Below are 16,567 nucleotides of genomic sequence, written 5' to 3' on the forward strand. Positions count from 1 at the left end.
CTCCCGAGACTTCCCGAGCCACGCCGGACCCTTCGCGTGGCAGTCCTACCCTTGATCCTGTCGACCTTTGGGGGTCCTTCCACCATGTCGTACACCGAAGTACCCGGCGTCCGCGTCCCGATCCGGATGTGGACCGATCCGGCCACCGTCGAAGGCGCGGCGCTCCAGCAGCTGCGCAACATCTCCACCCTGCCCTGGCTCCACGGCCTGGCCGTGATGCCCGACGTCCACCTGGGCAAGGGCGCCACCGTCGGCTCCGTCATCGCCATGAAGGGCGCGGTCTGCCCGGCCGCGGTCGGCGTGGACATCGGCTGCGGGATGAGCGCGGTGAAGACCTCGCTCACCGCCCGCGACCTGCCGGACGACCTGAGCCGGCTGCGCTCCAAGATCGAGGAAGCGATCCCGGTCGGGCACCACATGCATGACGATCCGGTCGACCCGGGCGGGCTGTACGGCCTGTCCGGTGTGGGCTGGGACCGCTTCTGGGCGGGGTTCGACGAGGTCGCGCCGGCGGTCAAGGGGCGTCGCGAACGGGCACTGAAGCAAATGGGAACGCTCGGATCCGGAAATCACATGATCGAATTGTGCCTTGATCGGTCAGATTCGGTCTGGCTGCTACTGCACTCGGGTTCCCGCAACATCGGCAAGGAGCTCGCTGAGCACCACATGACCGTCGCGCGCTCACTGCCACATAACCAGGGCCTGGTCGACCGCGACCTGGCGGTGTTCATCGCGGACACCCCGCAGATGAGTGCCTACCGCCAGGACCTGTTCTGGGCGCAGGACTACGCCAAGCGGAACCGTGCGGTGATGATGGCCCTGTTCCAGGACGTGCTGATCCGCGAGTTCCGCAAGCTGAAAGTCACGTTCGAGCCGGTGATCAGTTGTCACCACAACTACGTCGCCGAGGAACGCTACGACGGCGTGGACCTGCTGGTGACCCGCAAGGGTGCGATCCGGGCAGGCTCGGGCGAGTACGGGATCATCCCGGGCTCGATGGGCACGAGTTCGTTCATCGTCCGCGGGCTTGGCAACGCGGACTCGTTCAACTCGGCGTCGCACGGTGCCGGCCGAAAGATGAGCCGGACCGCTGCGAAGAAGCGGTTCACCGTGCGGGATCTCGCGGAGCAGACCCGCGGCGTCGAGTGCCGCAAGGACGCCGGGGTGATCGACGAGATCCCTGGGGCGTATAAGTCGATCGAGAAGGTCATGGAGCAGCAGCGCGACCTTGTCGAGATCGTGGCTCAGATCAAGCAGGTCATCTGCATCAAGGGCTGACAGTCGCCCCCGAGGGGACGGAACGTTTTCTGGAGCGCTGCGGTCCGACCAGACGCCAATGGCGCATGACACAGCTCTTCACCGAGCGGTCGAGCTGGGCAGCTGCCTCGGCCGGAGTGGCCGCTGCGAGGAGGATGTCGTCCTCGTCGGCGGTCCAACTCCGGCGCGGCTCCACTTGTCGCCGCATGCCGGGAGGCCGCAGCCAACTCGCCACGAACTCGCTGGCAGTCGCCTTGCGAGGAAGGGCAAGGCAGCCCGGATAGTAGAGAGTCCGGGCCAGCTCAACGGCGTCCTCGATGGTGTAGATCAGGTTGTAGATCTGGTCCCGGCGGTTCCTTCGCGGCGTATGGACCACACCGGTCAACTGCTTCATGTAATTGCTGAAGTACCAGATGACCTCAGTGCTGTCGGTAGTCAGGCTCACGAACGGTAGGCCTGCAGCCGTCCGCCCCAGTGAGCCGTCCGCGTCTATCAGGCCGCGCAGGTAGTCCCGCTCGGAGTGGGGCAGTTGCGGGGGTGCGATGGTGGCGGACTTCCGGCCGGCTGGCAGGCCGAGGGCCTTGAGCTCTTCCCGGAAGTCGAGAGCGCAGACGCTCCACACAGCGGTCTCGCTCCTGGTCGCGAAGTTGGTCGACCGACAGCGTTCCGTGATGCTGCTGTTGACGGGGAAAAGCCTCTGGAAGGATTCCAGCAACGGTCGGTCATGCGCATTGATTTCGACCGTGAGCTGCCCTTTCCGCCCGGGCCCCTGGTGGAGGTGTCCGTCCGCCTGGAGGAAGCCGAAGGCGTAGGCGTGGTCGGGGTTTTGGAGATCGAAGTAGGCCATGTCCGCAGCATCCGACCGGACACCGCCTCGCGACTATCGAACAGTGAACAGCTCAGTCGAAAGTGTGACCGAAATCGAAGATGCGTTCGCATGTCCCAGGCCAGTGGCCCCGCCGGATCACCTCCGGCGGGGCCACTTGCGTCCGGTGGGCCGCTCCTGCTGGTCAGTCCGTCGCCGCGGGGCGGCGCAGCAATAGCGTCACGAAGCCGAGGGCTGTGCGGTCCTCGCGCAGCCAGGTGGTGCGCTGGTCGGCGGCCGCTTGCAGGGCCTGGGTGGCGGCGGGGTGGTCGGGGTGCTCCAGGGCCCAGGCGGTGAGCGAGCCGGTGCGGGACCAGGCGTAGTCGTCCAGCTCGGTGCGGCTGCTGGTGTGGCCGTGGACGGGGAGCCAGCCGGCTGTGGTGATCGACTCGACGAGGGCGGGCAGGTCGTCCGGGTGCTGCCGGAAGCTCGCGCCCAACAGCAGGGTGCCGTCCGGGGTCAGGTGGCGAGCGGCGGTGGTGAGGGCCGCGGTCGGGTCGCCGAGGGGTGCGGCCGCGTCGATGCAGAGCGCCAGGTCGTAGCGGTGCGGCGGGACGAAGTCGGTGGGCGCCCGGTGGTGCAGGCCGAGGCGGCGGATCACGCCGAGTTGTTCGGCGGCGGTGCGGGCCGCGGTGAGGGCGGCCGGGTCGGGGTCGACGCCGTCGGCGGTCAGCTGGGGGTGCGCGGTCAGGGCGCGCAGCAGCCAGGCGCCGCTGCCGCAGCCGAGGTGCAGCACCCGTTCGTCACCGCGCCGCACGGCGCGGCGCAGCAGGGCGGACACGGTGTCGTCGGCGAGCGGGGCGGCGACGGGGTGGTGGAGGTGGGCGAGGCGGGCGAGCTCCTGATGGTCCATCAGGACAGGGTGGCACCGGGGGTGCGGTCGGCGCAGCGGTTGCCGTGGGTCGGCTGCTGGGGCACGCCTGGGCCGAACGGGCACGCACAGGCGAAGGAACACGCACAGGCCGAAGGGGCACCCCGCGGCGATCGGGATGCCCCTTCGGTGCCGGTGGGCCCGCCGGGTCAGGCGGCGGGCAGCTCGTCCAGGCCCTCCTGGACCATCTTGGCCAGCCGGTCCAGCGCGGCGTCGGCGTCGGGGGCGTCGGAGGCCAGCACGACCTCCTCGCCGCCCTCGGCGCCGAGGGCCAGCAGGCCGAGCATCGAGGCGGCGTTGACGGGGTTGCCGCCGGAGGCCTTGGCGATGGTGACCGGGACGCCGACGGCGGCGGCCGCCCGCACGAAGACGGAGGCGGGACGGGCGTGCAGGCCCTCGGGCCAGCCGATGGTGACGCGGCGCTCAGCCATGAGACGTGCCTTTCCGATGGTGCAGGGATGCGACTTGTTGTCTAGACCATTCTGGCACGGGCGCGGGGCAAACGGTGCAACCCGTACGGACACGGAAAAAGCTCCGTCCGGCCCTGCCCGCGGTCGAGCGCGCCCCGGCCCGCGGCCGGATAGCCTGGCCGGTGTGGACGACCCCCAGGCTCCCGCCCCCGCCGGCGGAGCTACCGAGGCCCCCGGTTACCCGCAGCACTGGGAGGCCGACATCCTGCTGCGTGACGGCGGCACCGCCCGGATCCGGCCGATCGTGCCGCAGGACGCCGAGCGCCTGGTGGAGTTCTACGCCCTGGTCTCCGACCAGTCGAAGTACTTCCGCTTCTTCGCCCCCTACCCGCAGCTGTCCGAGAAGGACGTGCAGCGCTTCACCCACCACGACTTCGTCGACCGGGTGGCGCTGGCCGTGGTGGTCCGGGACCGCTTCATCGCCACCGTCCGCTACGACCGGATCGACGCCGAGGGCCGCCCCGACCCGGCGGGCACCGACGCCGAGGTGGCCTTCCTGGTGCAGGACGAGCACCAGGGCCGCGGGGTGGCCTCGGCGTTGCTGGAGCACATCGGTGCCGTCGCCCAGGAGCGCGGGATCCGCCGCTTCGTGGCCGAGGTGCTGCCCGAGAACCGCAAGATGACCAAGGTCTTCACCGACGCCGGCTACGTCCAGCAGCGCAGCTTCACCGACGGCCTGGTGCACCTGGAGTTCGACCTGGAGCCGACCGCCGCCTCGCTCGCGGTGATGCGGGCCCGCGAGCACCGCGCCGAAGCCCACTCGGTGCAGCGCCTGCTGACGCCGCGTTCGGTCGCGGTGGTGGGCGTCTCGCGGCACGAGAGCTCGGCCGGCCGGGCGCTGTTGCGGGCGCTGCGCGGCAGTTTCGGCGGGCCGCTGTACGCGGTGAACAGCGCCGCGCCGGCGGGCACCGAGCTGGAGGGGGTGCTGCTGCACCGCTCGGTGCTGGACCTGCCGGGGCCGGTGGACCTGGCGGTGCTGGCGGTGCCGGCCGAGGCGGTGCCGGCGGTGGTGGCCGACTGCGGCGCGCGCGGGGTGCAGGGGCTGGTGGTGGTGACCGCCGGCTACGCGGAGACCGGCGCGGCCGGGCGGGAGCGGCAGCGGGCGCTGGTCCGCCAGGCCCGGGCGGCCGGCATGCGGGTGATCGGTCCGAACGCCTTCGGTCTGCTCAGCACCAACCCGGAGCACCCGTTGAACGCCTCGCTGGCCCCGGTGCTGCCGGCCGCCGGGCGGTTCGGGATCTTCTGCCAGTCCGGTGCGATCGGGGTGGCGCTGCTGGAGGCGGCGCACCGGCGCGGGCTCGGCGTCTCCTCCTTCGCCTCGGTCGGCAACCGGGCCGACGTCTCCGGCAACGACCTGCTGCAGTACTGGGAGGAGGACGAGCGCACCGACGTGGTGCTGCTCTACCTGGAGTCCTTCGGCAACCCGCGCAAGTTCACCCGGATCGCCCGGCGGCTGGCCGCCACCAAGCCGATCGTGGTGGTCAAGGGCGCCCGGCACACCGGCAGCCTGCCGCCGGGCCACGCGGTGCCGCCCACCGCGAGCGGGCTGCGCGACGCCACCGTGGACGCGCTCTTCCAGCAGGCCGGGGTGGTGCGGGTGGAGACCATCACCGAGCTGTTTGACACCGGCGAGCTGCTGGCCCGCCAGCCGCTGCCGGCCGGCGACCGGGTGGCGGTGGTCGGCAACTCCGACTCGCTGGGCCTGCTCACCCACGACGCCTGCCTGGGCGCGGGGCTGCGCCCGCGCACCCCGGTGGACCTGACCACCGCCGCCACCGGCGAGCACTTCCGGGTGGCCCTGGAGACGGCGCTGCGCGACGGCGGGGTGGATGCGGTGATCGCGGTGGCGATCCCGCCACTGACCACCCAGAGCATCGCGATCGGTGAGGAGCCGGCGCTGCCCGCCACCGATCCGGCGATCGGCGAGGGCCTGCTGGCGGCCGCCGCGATGGCCCGCCGGCTCGGCAAGCCGCTGCTGCTGACCCACCTGGCGCTGACCGACCTGCCGGGCGTGCTGGCGGCCGGCGAGCACCCGGTGCCGGCCTACCCGGCGCCCGAGCGGGCGGTGCGCGCGCTGGCCCACGCGGTGCGCTACGGGGCCTGGCGGCGCACCGCGGAGAGCGCCGAGCAGACCGCCCGGGTCCCCGAGCTGGAGGGGGTCGACGCGCCGGCCGCCCACCGCCTGGTGGCGGCCGCGCTGGACTCCCGCACCGCCCAGGCGGCCCGTACCCAGCCCGGCGGCGCCCGCTTCACCCTCCCCGAGGAGCAGGCCGCCGCCCTGCTCGGCCACTACGGCATCGCGCTGCAGCGCGCGCTGCCGGCCCCGGACGAGCGCAGCGCGCTGGCCGCGGCGGCCCGGCTCGGCTACCCGGTGGCGCTCAAGGCCACCGCCGCCCACCTGCGCCACCGCCCGGACCTGGGTGGGGTGCGGCTGGACCTGGTGGACGAGGACGGGCTGCGCCGGGCGCACCGCGAGTTGTCGACGCTGCTGGGCGGCGCGGACAAGGCCGGGCTGGTGGTGCAGAAGATGGCCGCGCGGGGCGTGGACACGGTGATCGGCGCGAGTGTGGACCCGGCGGTCGGCGCGATCCTCTCCTTCGGCCTGGCCGGCGCCCCCGCCGAGTTGCTCGGTGACCTGGCGCACCGCCTGATCCCGGCCACCGACCAGGAGGTGGCGGCGCTGGTGCGCGAGGTGCGGGCGGCTCCGCTGCTGTTCGGCTGGCGCGGGGCCGATCCGGTGGACACCGGCGCGCTGGAGGACCTGCTGCTGCGGGTCTCCCAACTGGTCGACGACCTGCCGGAGGTGGCCGCGGTGGACCTCGACCCGGTGGTGGTGGCCCCGCACGGGCTGGTGGTGCTGGCCGCCCGGGTGCAGGTGGCGCCGCTGCCGGTGCGCACCGATCTGGGTCCGCGGGCCATGAGCACCTTGTAACATTCCTGGGTTGCCGCCGTTCGCGGCGGCCCCCGGGTGGCCGGTTCGTGCGGACGGGCGGCGCAGTCCAGCCCGCCGGGTCGGTGGGACATGCCAGGATGGAGTTATGGCGAAGACCGGTACCACCACCACGCAGGACCTGCGCTCGGCGATCGAGCGCAGCGGCTACTACCCCGCGCTGGTGTCCGAGGCCGTGGAGTCCGCGGTCGGCTCCGAGCCGATCAGCTCCTACCTGGTCCACCAGGAGACCACCTTCGACGCCAACGAGGTGCGCCGGCACGTCACCGTGCTGGTGCTGACGCCGTCCCGGTTCGTGGTCAGCCACACCGACGAGCAGGCGGCCGACGCCACCAGCCCGGTGCCCTACGCGACCACCTCCACCGAGTGCGTGCGGCTGGACCGGATCGGCTCGGTGGTGCTGAGCCGGATGGTTGCCAACCCGGAGACCTACACCCCGGGCCAGCTGCCCCGCGAGGTGGTGCTGACCATCGGCTGGGGCGCGGTGCAGCGCCTCGACCTGGAGCCGGCCGGCTGTTCCGACCCGAACTGTGAGGCGGACCACGGCTACACCGGTTCGGCCACCGCGGACGACCTGTCGCTGCGGGTGAGCGAGGCCGGCGACGGTCCCGAGACGGTGGCCCAGGCGCTGGTCTTCGCCCGGGCGCTGTCCGAGGCCACCATCAGCAGGGCCTGAGGTCCTGCCCGATGTCCCATCTCGCACCGCACGGTCCCGGTGACCTCCCGCACGACGACTTCGAGCTGCTCGACCCGGCCGGCGCACCCGTGCCCGGCTACGGCAGCGGCTCGCTCAGCGACCTGCTGCCCTCGGTGGCAGCGGGGCTGGGCGTGCCCGGGTTCACCGGCACGCTGCCGATCGCCCCGGCCGACCGGGTCTGCGTCTTCCTGGTGGACGGCCTCGGCTGGGAGCTGATCCGCCGTCACCCCGAGTACGCGCCGTTCCTGCACTCGCTGCTGGCCGGCTCGCTGGGCGGTTCGGGCCGCCCGATCACCGCCGGTTTCCCGGCCACCACCGCGACCTCGCTGGCCTCGGTGGGCACCGGCCTGCCGCCGGGCCGGCACGGCCTGGCCGGGTACTCGGTGCGGATCCCGGAGCGGGGCGAGCTGATGAACCAGCTGCGCTGGCAGCCGCCGATGGACCCGCACGGCTGGCAGCCCTACCCGACGGTCTTCGAGCGGGTGCACGCCGCCGGCGTGGCGGCCAGCCAGGTCTCCTCCCCGCTGTTCGCGCAGACCCCGCTGACCCGGGTGGCGCTCTCCGGCGGCGAGTTCCTCGGCCGGACCACCGGCGAGGAGCGGATGGACCTGGCGGCCCGCCAGCTGGGCCGGTCGGACCGCGCGCTGGTGTACACCTACGTCAGCGAGCTGGACGCGATGGGCCACCGCTACGGGGTGGACTCGGATGAGTGGCGGATGATGCTGAACACCGTCGACCGGCTGGCGCTGCGGCTGGCCGAGCAGCTGCCGCCGCGCTCGGCGCTGTACGTGACCGCCGACCACGGCATGATCGACATCGCCGAGGCGGACCGGATCGACTTCGACGAGGACTGGGAGCTGGGCGCCGGCGTCGCGCTGCTCGGCGGCGAGGCCCGGGCCCGGCACGTCTACGCGGTGCCCGGCGCGGCCGGCGACGTGCACGCGGTCTGGAGCGAGGTGCTCGGCGACCGGATGTGGGTGGCCACCCGGGACCAGGCGATCGAGGCCGGCTGGTTCGGTCCGGAGGTCGACGAGCGGGTGTACCAGCGGATCGGCGACGTGGTCGCCGCCGCGCGCGACGACGTCGCGGTGGTCGCCTCGCGCAGCGAGCCGGGGGAGTCGGCGATGGTCGGCCTGCACGGCTCGATGACCCCGGTCGAGCAGCTGGTCCCGCTGCTCGAAGTCCGTGCCTGACCCGTCCCGTCCGACACCCGCGCCGCGCACTTCCGCACGCTCGACGAAAGGCCCCCGCCCCACCCATGGCTGACCTGGTGTTCTTCTCCGGCACGATGGACTGCGGCAAGTCCACCCTGGCGCTGCAGATGAACCACAACCACGCCGTCCGCGGCCGGCAGGGCATCATCTTCGCCCGGCACGACCGGGCGGGCGCCTCCACCATCTCCAGCCGGCTCGGCCTGCGCGCCGAGGCGGTCGAGGTGACCGACGGCTTCGACTTCCAGCACTACGTGGTCCAGCTGCTCTCGGCCGGCGGCAAGGTCGACTACCTGATCTGCGACGAGGCCAACTTCTACGCCGCCGAGCAGGTCGACCAGCTGGCCCGGGTGGTGGACGAGCTGGGCATCGACGTCTTCACCTTCGGCATCACCACCGACTTCCGCACCCGGCTGTTCCCCGGTTCGCAGCGGCTGATCGAGCTGGCCGACCGGGTGGAGATCCTCCAGGTGGAGGCGCTCTGCTGGTGCGGGGCGCGGGCCACCCACAACGCGCGCACGGTCGGCGGGGTGATGGTGGTGGAGGGCCCGCAGGTGGTGGTCGGCGACGTGACGGCGGTGCTGGACGCCGAGGCCGTCGAGCAGGAGATCGGCTACGAGGTGCTCTGCCGCCGGCACCACCGCCGCCGGCTCACCGCCGCCACCGCCCGGGCCGCCACCCTGTCGCCGGACGTGCTGCCGTTCGAGCGGGCCTGACCGCCGCCCTGCCGGTGCGCGCCGTGCGGCCTCGGAGCAGGCCTCGGGACAGGCCTCGGGGCAGCTCTCAGGGCAGCCCGACCACCGAGAACCGGCCGCCCTCCGGGTCGGCCAGCCGGGCCACCCGCCCGTACGGCGTGTCGTGCGCCGCCACCAGCAGCGCGCCGCCCAGCTCCAGGCACTGGCGCACCGTCAGGTCCACGTCGTCCACGGCGAAGTAGATCCGCCAGCGGGGCGGGCCGTCCCGCAGGTCGGTGGTCTGCCGGATCCCGGCCACCCGGTGGCCCTCCACCCGCAGGGTGGCGTCGTCCTCGCCGCGGGCCACCGCCGAGGGGTCGGCCTCGACCACCGCGCGGCCCAGCACCGAGCCGTAGAAGGCGGCGGCCAGCGGCTCGTCGTTGGTGACCAGCTCGCTCCAGGCCGGCGCGCCGGACTCGCCGACCACCTCCCACCCCAGGTGTTCCTGGCCCTCCCAGAGCCCGAAGAAGGCCCCCGACAGGTCGGCCGCCACCGCGAGCCGCCCGGCCCGCTCGGACTGCAGCGGGCCCACCGCGACGGTGCCGCCGCAGTCGCGCACCCGGGCCGAGACCTCGTCGGCGTTGTCCACGGCGAAGTAGGTGGTCCACTCGGTGGGCAGGGTCGACCCCTGCGGTGCCAGGCCGATCCCGGCCACCTTGGCCCCGTGCAGGCTGGCCCGCACGTAGGCGCCCAGCTCGGTGGGGCCGGGGGTGAAGCTCCACCCCAGCAGCGGACCGTAGAACGCCTCGGCCCGTTCCAGATCGCGCACCAGCAGGCTCACCCAGCAAGGGGTGCCCTGCGCGACCCTGACCTTCACCGCCGTCATCCCTGACCTCCCTCGCCTGGGCGCCCGGCCCGGCGGCTCGAGCCCCAGCCAGATGCTCCCACCCGGACGGGCGACCGGGCGGGCGACCGCGCGGAAATCATGGCAAAGAGCGCACAAAGGAGCACGCACTGCCACCGGACGTCGGAGGCGGTGCGGGTGCTGCCGAACGGGTGGACCAGGCAGCAGAATGGCCGCCATGGAGAACACTGCTGAGTTGGACCGGGGCCGTTCGCCGCTGGTCTCGGTCGAGGAACTGGCGAAGGAGCTGGCCGGCGAGCACCCGCCGGTGCTGCTGGACATCCGCTGGCAGCTGTCGGCGCCCGGCGGCAGCCAGGGCCAGGGCGGTTCGGTGGGCGCCGCGGAGTACGCCGCCGGCCACCTGCCCGGCGCGGTCTTCGTCGACCTGGACCGCGAGCTGGCCGCGCCGCCGGCCGGCGCCGCCGGTGGCCGGCACCCGCTGCCGGACCCGGACCTGCTGGGCGCCGCGCTGCGCCGGGCCGGAGTGCACGCCGGGCGCCCGGTGGTGGTCTACGACGGCGGGCCGGCCACCGCCGCCGCGCGCGCCTGGTGGGTGCTGCGCTGGGCGGGCCACCGGGACGTGCGGGTGCTGGACGGCGGGATCGCCGCCTGGCGCTCGGCCGGGCAACCGGAGACCAGCGAGGTGCCGCAGCCGGCCGAGGGGGACTTCCACCCCACCCCGGGAGCCATGCCGACGCTGGACGGCGACCGGGCCGCCGAGCTGGCCCGCACCGGTCTGCTGCTGGACGCCCGGGCCGCCGAGCGCTACCGCGGCGAGGTCGAGCCGCTGGACCCGAAGGCGGGGCACATCCCGGGTGCGGTCAGCGCGCCCACCTTCGAGAACAACGCCGAGGACGGCCGGTTCCGCCCGGCGGCCGAGCTGGCGGAGCGGTTCCGCGCGCTGGGCGCCGAGGGCCGGCGGATCGGGGTGTACTGCGGCTCGGGCGTGACCGCGGCGCACCAGGCGCTGGCGCTCGAGGTGGCCGGCTATCCGGCGGCGCTCTACCCGGGGTCCTGGAGCGAGTGGTCGACTGATCCCGCGCGGCCGGTGGCGACCGGGCCGGAGCGGGGCTGACCCCGAGCAGCCGGGGCCTCGCCGGCTGACGGCGGGAGCGTCGGACGCCCGGTCCCCCGGTGGCCACCCCGCAGGGGCGACCACCGGGGAACCGGGCGTCGGTCCGTCGTCCCGGGCGTCAGTCCGTCTTCTTGCGCCGGCTGCCGAAGACGATCTCGTCCCAGCTGGGCACGGTGGCCCGGCGGCCGGGCCGCACGCCGTCGGCTTCGGCCTGCCGGTCGGTGGTGCCGACCAGCCGCTCGCGGTGCGGAGCGACGGCGCGCGGCATCAGGATGTCGGCGTAGGCCGAACCGGCCCCGACCACCGGTGAAGCCGCGGCCGCCGCGGCAGCCGCCGGCTCCTCGACCTCCTGGCCCTCCTCGGTCGGTGCGGGCTCCAGCGCCGAGGGACCCACCGTCAGGTCGCCGCGGAAGGCGGGGACCACGTCCAGCAGGCTGGTCAGCGAGTCCCGGCCGTCGCCGGCGGCGGCCACCGCCTCGCGGGCCGGCAGCCGCTCGGGCGGCGACATGATCCGGTCGGCCGACGGCCGCTCGATCATGGCGCGCGGCGGGCGGTCCTGGGGCAGCCGGGCGATCCGCGGGATGAACGGGAAGACCGATTCCTCTTCGCGCTCGACGCTCTCGCCGATCAGCGCGCGGGCCTCGTCGTCGTTCGGCTGGACCAGTCGGCGCGGCGGGTCGTAGGTCCAGCTGGCGGTCCGGCCCTCGCCGTCCGAGCGGTAGGAGAGGACCACCTCCCAGGTGCCGTCGTCGCGCCGCCAGGAGTCCCAGCGCTCGGTGTCCTTCTCGGCGGCGCGCAGCACCAGGCGCTCGGCGACGGCCTCGCCGAGCTGCGGGCCGGTGGACTCACCGGGGCGGCGGATCGGGGTCTTGCGGGCCCGCTCGGCCATGAAGGCGCGCTCGGCCAGCACCGGGCCCTCGAAGCGGCGCACCCGGTCCACCGAGATGCCCGCGGCCTGGGCGACCTCCTCGGCGGAGGCGCCGGCTCGTATCCGCGCCTGGATGTCCCGGGGGCGCAGGTGGCTCTCGACCTCGATCTCGATCTGGCCGAGGCGCGGGCGGTCACCGCGGATGGCGGCGCGCAGCCGCTCGTCGATGGGGAGGGTGTACTCCGTGCTGTCGGCAGCCTTGAGCACCAGCCGTGTGCCGTCGTTGCTGACGGCCACAACCCGCAGTTCGGGCACGGTTACCTCCCGGGTGGTGCCTGCCGACGTCACCTGCGTCGCTGCTCCCGTACTGAGTGTGGCCTGCCCACTGGCGACTAGCCACAACCTTGCAGAGTTCTCCGGCGTGTCGGACTTCCGTCCGGTCACGCCGCTGTGGCACGGTGACCTGTTCGCCGCGTCGCCACTGTGACGCCGCGTCAGGCACTCCCGGCCGTTCCCCGCACGTGGATGTGGAGCGACGGTTCGGGTCGAGCGCCGCCGTGCGTGCCCTGCCGCCGGTTGTCGTTCCGACCGCCGGTGGCGGGGCAGTCGAGAGGATGACCGAAGGCTCAGGCTCCACGAACAGTACTCCATTCGTGGCATCCACAGGGGCGGCTCGCCGCTCAAGTCTCCCGCGATTCACGGGAATCTCAAGAGCAAGGACTCCGATGGCGGACCGTCGATCAGCTGACGGTGATCATCTTCACATATATCCACGGAGTGAAACCGGATTTTCGACCCTTGTGTCCTTCTTTGTGCACAATGGGCGGGCCTATCCGACCAGTCGGACGAATCCGCTGAGCGGACATGACGACATACCGACCGCGCACGATTCACCGCCAGCCATTGACAGTCACTGACAACCGCCGAGGGGGCGACGAATGCCGGACGAGAAGCAGCGGGGCGCCCGCCGGATCGACCTGAGCGTGGCCCAGGTCGCGGCCAGCGCGCTGGCCGCCGTGGTCGGCGCGGTGCTCGCGTCCGAGCTCGGGGTGTACGGAACGATCATCGGTGCGGCGGTGGTCAGCATCGGTGCGACCACCGGCGGCGCCGTCTTCCACCACCTGTTCAAGCGGACCGGCGAGCAGCTGCGCGAGGCGACCGACCGCTCGCCGGACAACTCCGTCAACGAACTCCAACAGGTGCCGCTCACCGACACCACCCCACTGCCGGCCGCCTGGCGGGCCGAGCCCGAGGGGCCCGGCGGGGCGGGGGCGCAGTGGAACGACTCCGGCGTCTTCCGGGCCCGGCGCCGCTGGAGCTGGAAGACCGCGGCGGCGGTCTCGGCGCTGGTCTTCGTGCTCGCCATGACCCCGATCCTGGTCGTCGAGCTGGCCACCGGGAGGACCGTGCACTCGCTGACCACCGGTCAGGACGGCGGCGGCACCTCGATCTTCCCGAGCGGTGGCGAGAAGCACCGGGACCCGGCGCCGCAGCGGCCGGCCGGCGGCGAGCGGTCGACGCCGTCGACCGGGCCGAGCGGCTCCGCCGGCCCCGGCCGGCCGAGCACCTCGCCGTCCGCCACGCCCACGCCCACGCCGTCGGGCTCCGCCTCCGGCTCGCCCAGCGCGCCGCCGACCGGCGACCCGAGCACGCCGACGCCGACCCCCACGCCGTCGCGGTCCGCTTCGGGCGGCGCCACCGGCGCACCGTCCTCGGCACCGCCCACCGGGCAGGCCGCCCAGCCGTCCGCCACCCCGCAGGGCGCTGCGGTCCCCTCGCCCTGAGCTGCCCCCGCCGTGGCGGCCACCCGGTCGCGGTGCGTCAGGCGCCCAGCACCCGGCGCAGGTAGGCGTTGGCGAACCGCCGCTCCGGGTCCACCCGGTCGCGCAGCGCGGTGAACTCCTTGAAGTGCGGGTAGACGCCGGCCAGGTACTCGGCGTCCCGGCTGTGCAGCTTGCCCCAGTGCGGGCGGCCGCCGTGGGCGACCATCAGCCGCTCGACGGCGGTGAAGTAGTCCCGCTCGGCGGTGCCCCGGTAGAGGTGGACCGCGATGTAGACGCTGTCCCGCCCGCTCGCGGTGGACAGCCACAGGTCGTCGGCCGGCGCGCAGCGCACCTCGACCGGGAAGCTGATCCGCCAGTCGCTCCGCTCCACCAGGCGCTTCAGCTCGCCCAGCACCTCGGTGGCCGCCGACCGCGGCACGGCGTACTCCATCTCGACGAAGCGCACCTTGCGGGGGCTGGTGAAGACCTTGTACGCGGTGTCGGTGTAGGTCCGCTCCGACCAGGCCCGGCTGGCCACCTGGGCGATGGTCGGGATGCTGCGGGGGAAGGCCCGGCCGATCCGGCAGACCCCCTCCCAGACCGTGTTGGAGAGGAAGTCGTCCTCCAGCCAGGCCTTGAAGCCGGGCAGCGGGGCGGCCGGGCCCTGGCTGCGGTTGTTCCGCTTGGTGCTGCACCGGTCGGTGTGCGGGAACCAGTAGAACTCGAAGTGCTCGTTGACCTCGGTCAGCTCCTCGAAGCGGTCGAGCACCTCGGCGAAGCCCATCGGCTGCTCGTGCGCGGTCAGCAGGAAGGCCGGCTCGACGGCGAAGGTGAGCGCGCTGAGCACGCCGAGCGCACCGAGACCGAGCCGGGCGCCGGCGAACAGCTCGGGGTCCTCGGTCGGCGAGCAGTGCCGCACGCTGCCGTCGGCCAGCACCAGCTCCAGGCCGCGGAGCTGGGCGGCCAGCGAGGCCGAGTCGCGCCCGGTGCCGTGGGTGCCGGTGCTGGTCGCCCCGGCCACCGTCTGCACGTCGATGTCGCCCATGTTGGTCAGCGACAGGCCGGCGGCGGCCAGCAGCCGGTTGAGGGCGGCGAGCGGCAGCCCGGCCTCCACCGTCACGGTCCCGGCCGCCCGGTTCAGCTCGCGCACCGCGGTGAGTCCCTCGGGCCGCACCAGCACGCCGTCGCCCGGGGCGGCGATCGCGGTGAAGGAGTGCCCGGAGCCGACCGCCTTGACCGTGCGGCCCTGCTCGGCGGCCTGCCGCAGCACGGCGGCCAGCTCCTCGACGGACCTCGGCGTGACCACCTGGCTCGGCTCGGCGCTCTGGTTGCCCGCCCAGTTGGTCCAGCGGCCGGCGGTGACGGTGGCGGGCATGCGGAGGCCTCCCTGCGACGGGTGCGTTACCAATGGGTAGGGAGCCTAGCCACCGGTGCCTCCAGGGTCTATGGTCCAGCGGCCGCAGGGAAGATCAGGCACCGCGAAGATCAGGCACCGCGAAGATCAGGCACCGCGAAGATCAGGCACCGCGAAGATCAGCCGCCGCGAAGATCGACCGCGGGGAGGATCGACCGCCGGGCAGGGCCGCGGGCCGCGCCGTCCGGTCAGCGGCCGGCCGGCACCGGCTCCGGGACGCTCGCCGCCGTCGTGGTCCGCAGCCGGCGCCCGCCGGCCAGCGCGACCAGCAGCGCGAAGAAGGCCGCGGTCAGCGGCACCCGGTACCCGGCCGCGGCGCCGGCGCTGTCCACCACCACGCCGGACAGCCAGGAGCCGCCGGCCACGCCCAGCGCCATGCCGGTGGTGGTCCAGCTCATCCCCTCGGTCAGCTGCGCGGCCGGGACCAACTGCTCGACCAGGCCCATCGCGGTGATCATGGTGGGCGCGATGGTGAGCCCGGAGAGGAAGAGCGCCGCGCCCACCGCCACCAGCCCGAGCGGACCCTCGCCCCAGATCGCCGCCAGCACCAGCGGCACCATGGTCACCGCCATCACCCCGACGCCCAGCTGGAACCGCCGCTCGGCGGTGCCGCGCGGGCGCAGCGCGCCGAAGACGGTGCCGGCCACCGCCGAGCCGAGCGCGTAGACGGCCAGCACCAGGCTGGCCAGCGGCTTGTGCCCCTGCGCCTGGGCGAAGGCCACGGTGACCACCTCGACCGAGCCGAAGATCGCACCGGTGGCGACGAAGGTGAGCATCAGCACCCGCAGCCCGGCCGAGCTGATCGCCGACCCGCCGGCCTGCTGCGCCTCCTGGTGGACCGGCGGCTCGGTGCGGCGCTGGGCGGTGAACAGCAGCACGCCCAGGGCCAGGAAGACGCCGGCCAGCAGCACCCCGGCCTCCGGGAAGAGCGAGGTGGCCAGGCCGATCGAGAGGATCGGGCCGACGATGAAGATGATCTCGTCGACCACCGACTCCAGGGCGTAGGCGGTGTGCAGCTTGCCCGGGTCCTCCCGGTAGAGGTGTGCCCAGCGGGCCCTGACCAGTGCGCCGGTGCTGACCATGGTGCCCATGCCGACCGCGCACGGGAACAGGGTCCAGTCCGGGGCGCCGGCGTGGGCGCAGAGCAGCAGCGCGAGGGTGGACAGGGTGGTGACCGCGGTGGCGGGCACGGCTATCCGGCGCTGACCGTGCCGGTCGACGAGCCGGGAGATCAGCGGCCCGAGCACCGCCGCGGAGAGCGCCATCACGGCGGAGACCGCGCCGGCCACGCCGTAGGACCCGCGCAGCTGGGAGAGCATGGTGACGATCCCGATGCCGGTCATCGAGATCGGCAGGCGCGAGACGAAGCCGGTGGCCGAGAAGGCGAAGCTGCCGGGGGCGGTGAAGATCTGGCGGTAGCTGGACAGCACGGTTGCTCCGGGGTGGGGAGTTCCGGGGAGGTTCCTGACGGTGCTGCGTACCACGGGAAGATCAACAGTAAGGAACACGGCACCTCAAGACAGCTTACGAACCTTGGCAAACGGAATA

General features: G+C 73.5%; 14 protein-coding genes. 7 read left to right on the plus strand and 7 right to left on the minus strand.

Annotated features, from left to right (window positions below):
- Positions 1–84 precede the first annotated feature (84 nt).
- Positions 85–1,278 carry an RtcB family protein gene (locus tag ACQRUO_RS13310; RefSeq protein ID WP_428316063.1) on the plus strand — a complete coding sequence of 398 codons (1,194 nt, stop codon included), beginning with the start codon at positions 85–87 and terminating at the stop codon, positions 1,276–1,278.
- Here ACQRUO_RS13310 and ACQRUO_RS13315 read toward each other — a convergent pair.
- The 3 genes from ACQRUO_RS13315 to ACQRUO_RS13325 form a co-directional block, all read right to left on the minus strand.
- A complete protein-coding gene (locus tag ACQRUO_RS13315; protein ID WP_428316064.1) occupies positions 1,268–2,104 on the minus strand; it encodes an LAGLIDADG family homing endonuclease in 837 nt (278 codons plus the stop codon). The genes ACQRUO_RS13310 and ACQRUO_RS13315 overlap by 11 nt on opposite strands.
- 163 nt (positions 2,105–2,267) lie before the next feature.
- Positions 2,268–2,975, minus strand: coding sequence for a class I SAM-dependent methyltransferase (locus ACQRUO_RS13320; protein ID WP_428316065.1), 708 nt, complete (start codon positions 2,973–2,975; stop codon positions 2,268–2,270).
- Positions 2,976–3,142: 167 nt separating this feature from the next.
- The gene (locus ACQRUO_RS13325) at positions 3,143–3,424 is read right to left on the minus strand and encodes an HPr family phosphocarrier protein (protein WP_428316066.1); all 282 of its coding nucleotides are present in this window, start codon (positions 3,422–3,424) and stop codon (positions 3,143–3,145) included.
- Positions 3,425–3,587: 163 nt separating this feature from the next.
- Between ACQRUO_RS13325 and ACQRUO_RS13330 the strand changes: the two genes are divergently transcribed.
- The 4 genes from ACQRUO_RS13330 to ACQRUO_RS13345 all read left to right on the plus strand — a co-directional run bounded on the left by ACQRUO_RS13330 (position 3,588) and on the right by ACQRUO_RS13345 (position 9,037).
- Positions 3,588–6,395, plus strand: coding sequence for a GNAT family N-acetyltransferase (locus ACQRUO_RS13330; protein ID WP_428316067.1), 2,808 nt, complete (start codon positions 3,588–3,590; stop codon positions 6,393–6,395).
- 106 nt (positions 6,396–6,501) lie between these two features.
- A complete protein-coding gene (locus ACQRUO_RS13335) occupies positions 6,502–7,089 on the plus strand; it encodes a DUF5998 family protein (RefSeq protein ID WP_428316068.1) in 588 nt (195 codons plus the stop codon).
- An 11-nt stretch (positions 7,090–7,100) separates the two neighbouring features.
- Complete coding sequence (locus tag ACQRUO_RS13340) at positions 7,101–8,303, plus strand: alkaline phosphatase family protein (protein ID WP_428316069.1); 1,203 nt, start codon at positions 7,101–7,103, stop codon at positions 8,301–8,303.
- Positions 8,304–8,368: 65 nt separating this feature from the next.
- Positions 8,369–9,037, plus strand: a complete 669-nt coding sequence (locus ACQRUO_RS13345) for a thymidine kinase (protein ID WP_428316070.1) — start codon at positions 8,369–8,371, stop codon at positions 9,035–9,037.
- A 67-nt stretch (positions 9,038–9,104) separates the two neighbouring features.
- Here ACQRUO_RS13345 and ACQRUO_RS13350 read toward each other — a convergent pair whose 3' ends face one another.
- On the minus strand, positions 9,105–9,881 hold the full coding sequence (locus tag ACQRUO_RS13350; protein ID WP_428316071.1) for a VOC family protein: 777 nt from the start codon (positions 9,879–9,881) through the stop codon (positions 9,105–9,107).
- 196 nt (positions 9,882–10,077) lie between these two features.
- On the opposite strand from ACQRUO_RS13350, the gene ACQRUO_RS13355 reads away from it, so the two are divergent.
- Complete coding sequence (locus ACQRUO_RS13355) at positions 10,078–10,974, plus strand: sulfurtransferase (RefSeq protein WP_428316072.1); 897 nt, start codon at positions 10,078–10,080, stop codon at positions 10,972–10,974.
- 118 nt (positions 10,975–11,092) lie between these two features.
- Here the strand turns inward: ACQRUO_RS13355 and sepH are convergent, their stop codons facing one another.
- Complete coding sequence (sepH, locus tag ACQRUO_RS13360) at positions 11,093–12,190, minus strand: septation protein SepH (protein WP_428316073.1); 1,098 nt, start codon at positions 12,188–12,190, stop codon at positions 11,093–11,095.
- A 590-nt stretch (positions 12,191–12,780) separates the two neighbouring features.
- Between sepH and ACQRUO_RS13365 the strand changes: the two genes are divergently transcribed.
- Positions 12,781–13,626: a hypothetical protein gene (locus tag ACQRUO_RS13365; RefSeq protein ID WP_428316074.1), complete on the plus strand. Its 846-nt coding sequence runs from the start codon at positions 12,781–12,783 to the stop codon at positions 13,624–13,626.
- Between the two features lie 37 nt (positions 13,627–13,663).
- Here ACQRUO_RS13365 and ACQRUO_RS13370 read toward each other — a convergent pair whose 3' ends face one another.
- Both ACQRUO_RS13370 and ACQRUO_RS13375 read right to left on the minus strand, forming a co-directional pair.
- A complete protein-coding gene (locus ACQRUO_RS13370; RefSeq protein WP_428316075.1) occupies positions 13,664–14,980 on the minus strand; it encodes a D-arabinono-1,4-lactone oxidase in 1,317 nt (438 codons plus the stop codon).
- A gap of 227 nt (positions 14,981–15,207) precedes the next feature.
- A complete protein-coding gene (locus tag ACQRUO_RS13375) occupies positions 15,208–16,449 on the minus strand; it encodes an MFS transporter (RefSeq protein ID WP_428316076.1) in 1,242 nt (413 codons plus the stop codon).
- Positions 16,450–16,567: the final 118 nt, after the last annotated feature.

Origin of the sequence: Kitasatospora sp. LaBMicrA B282, from assembly GCF_050325825.1 — a bacterium.
Lineage (GTDB): Bacteria > Actinomycetota > Actinomycetes > Streptomycetales > Streptomycetaceae > Kitasatospora.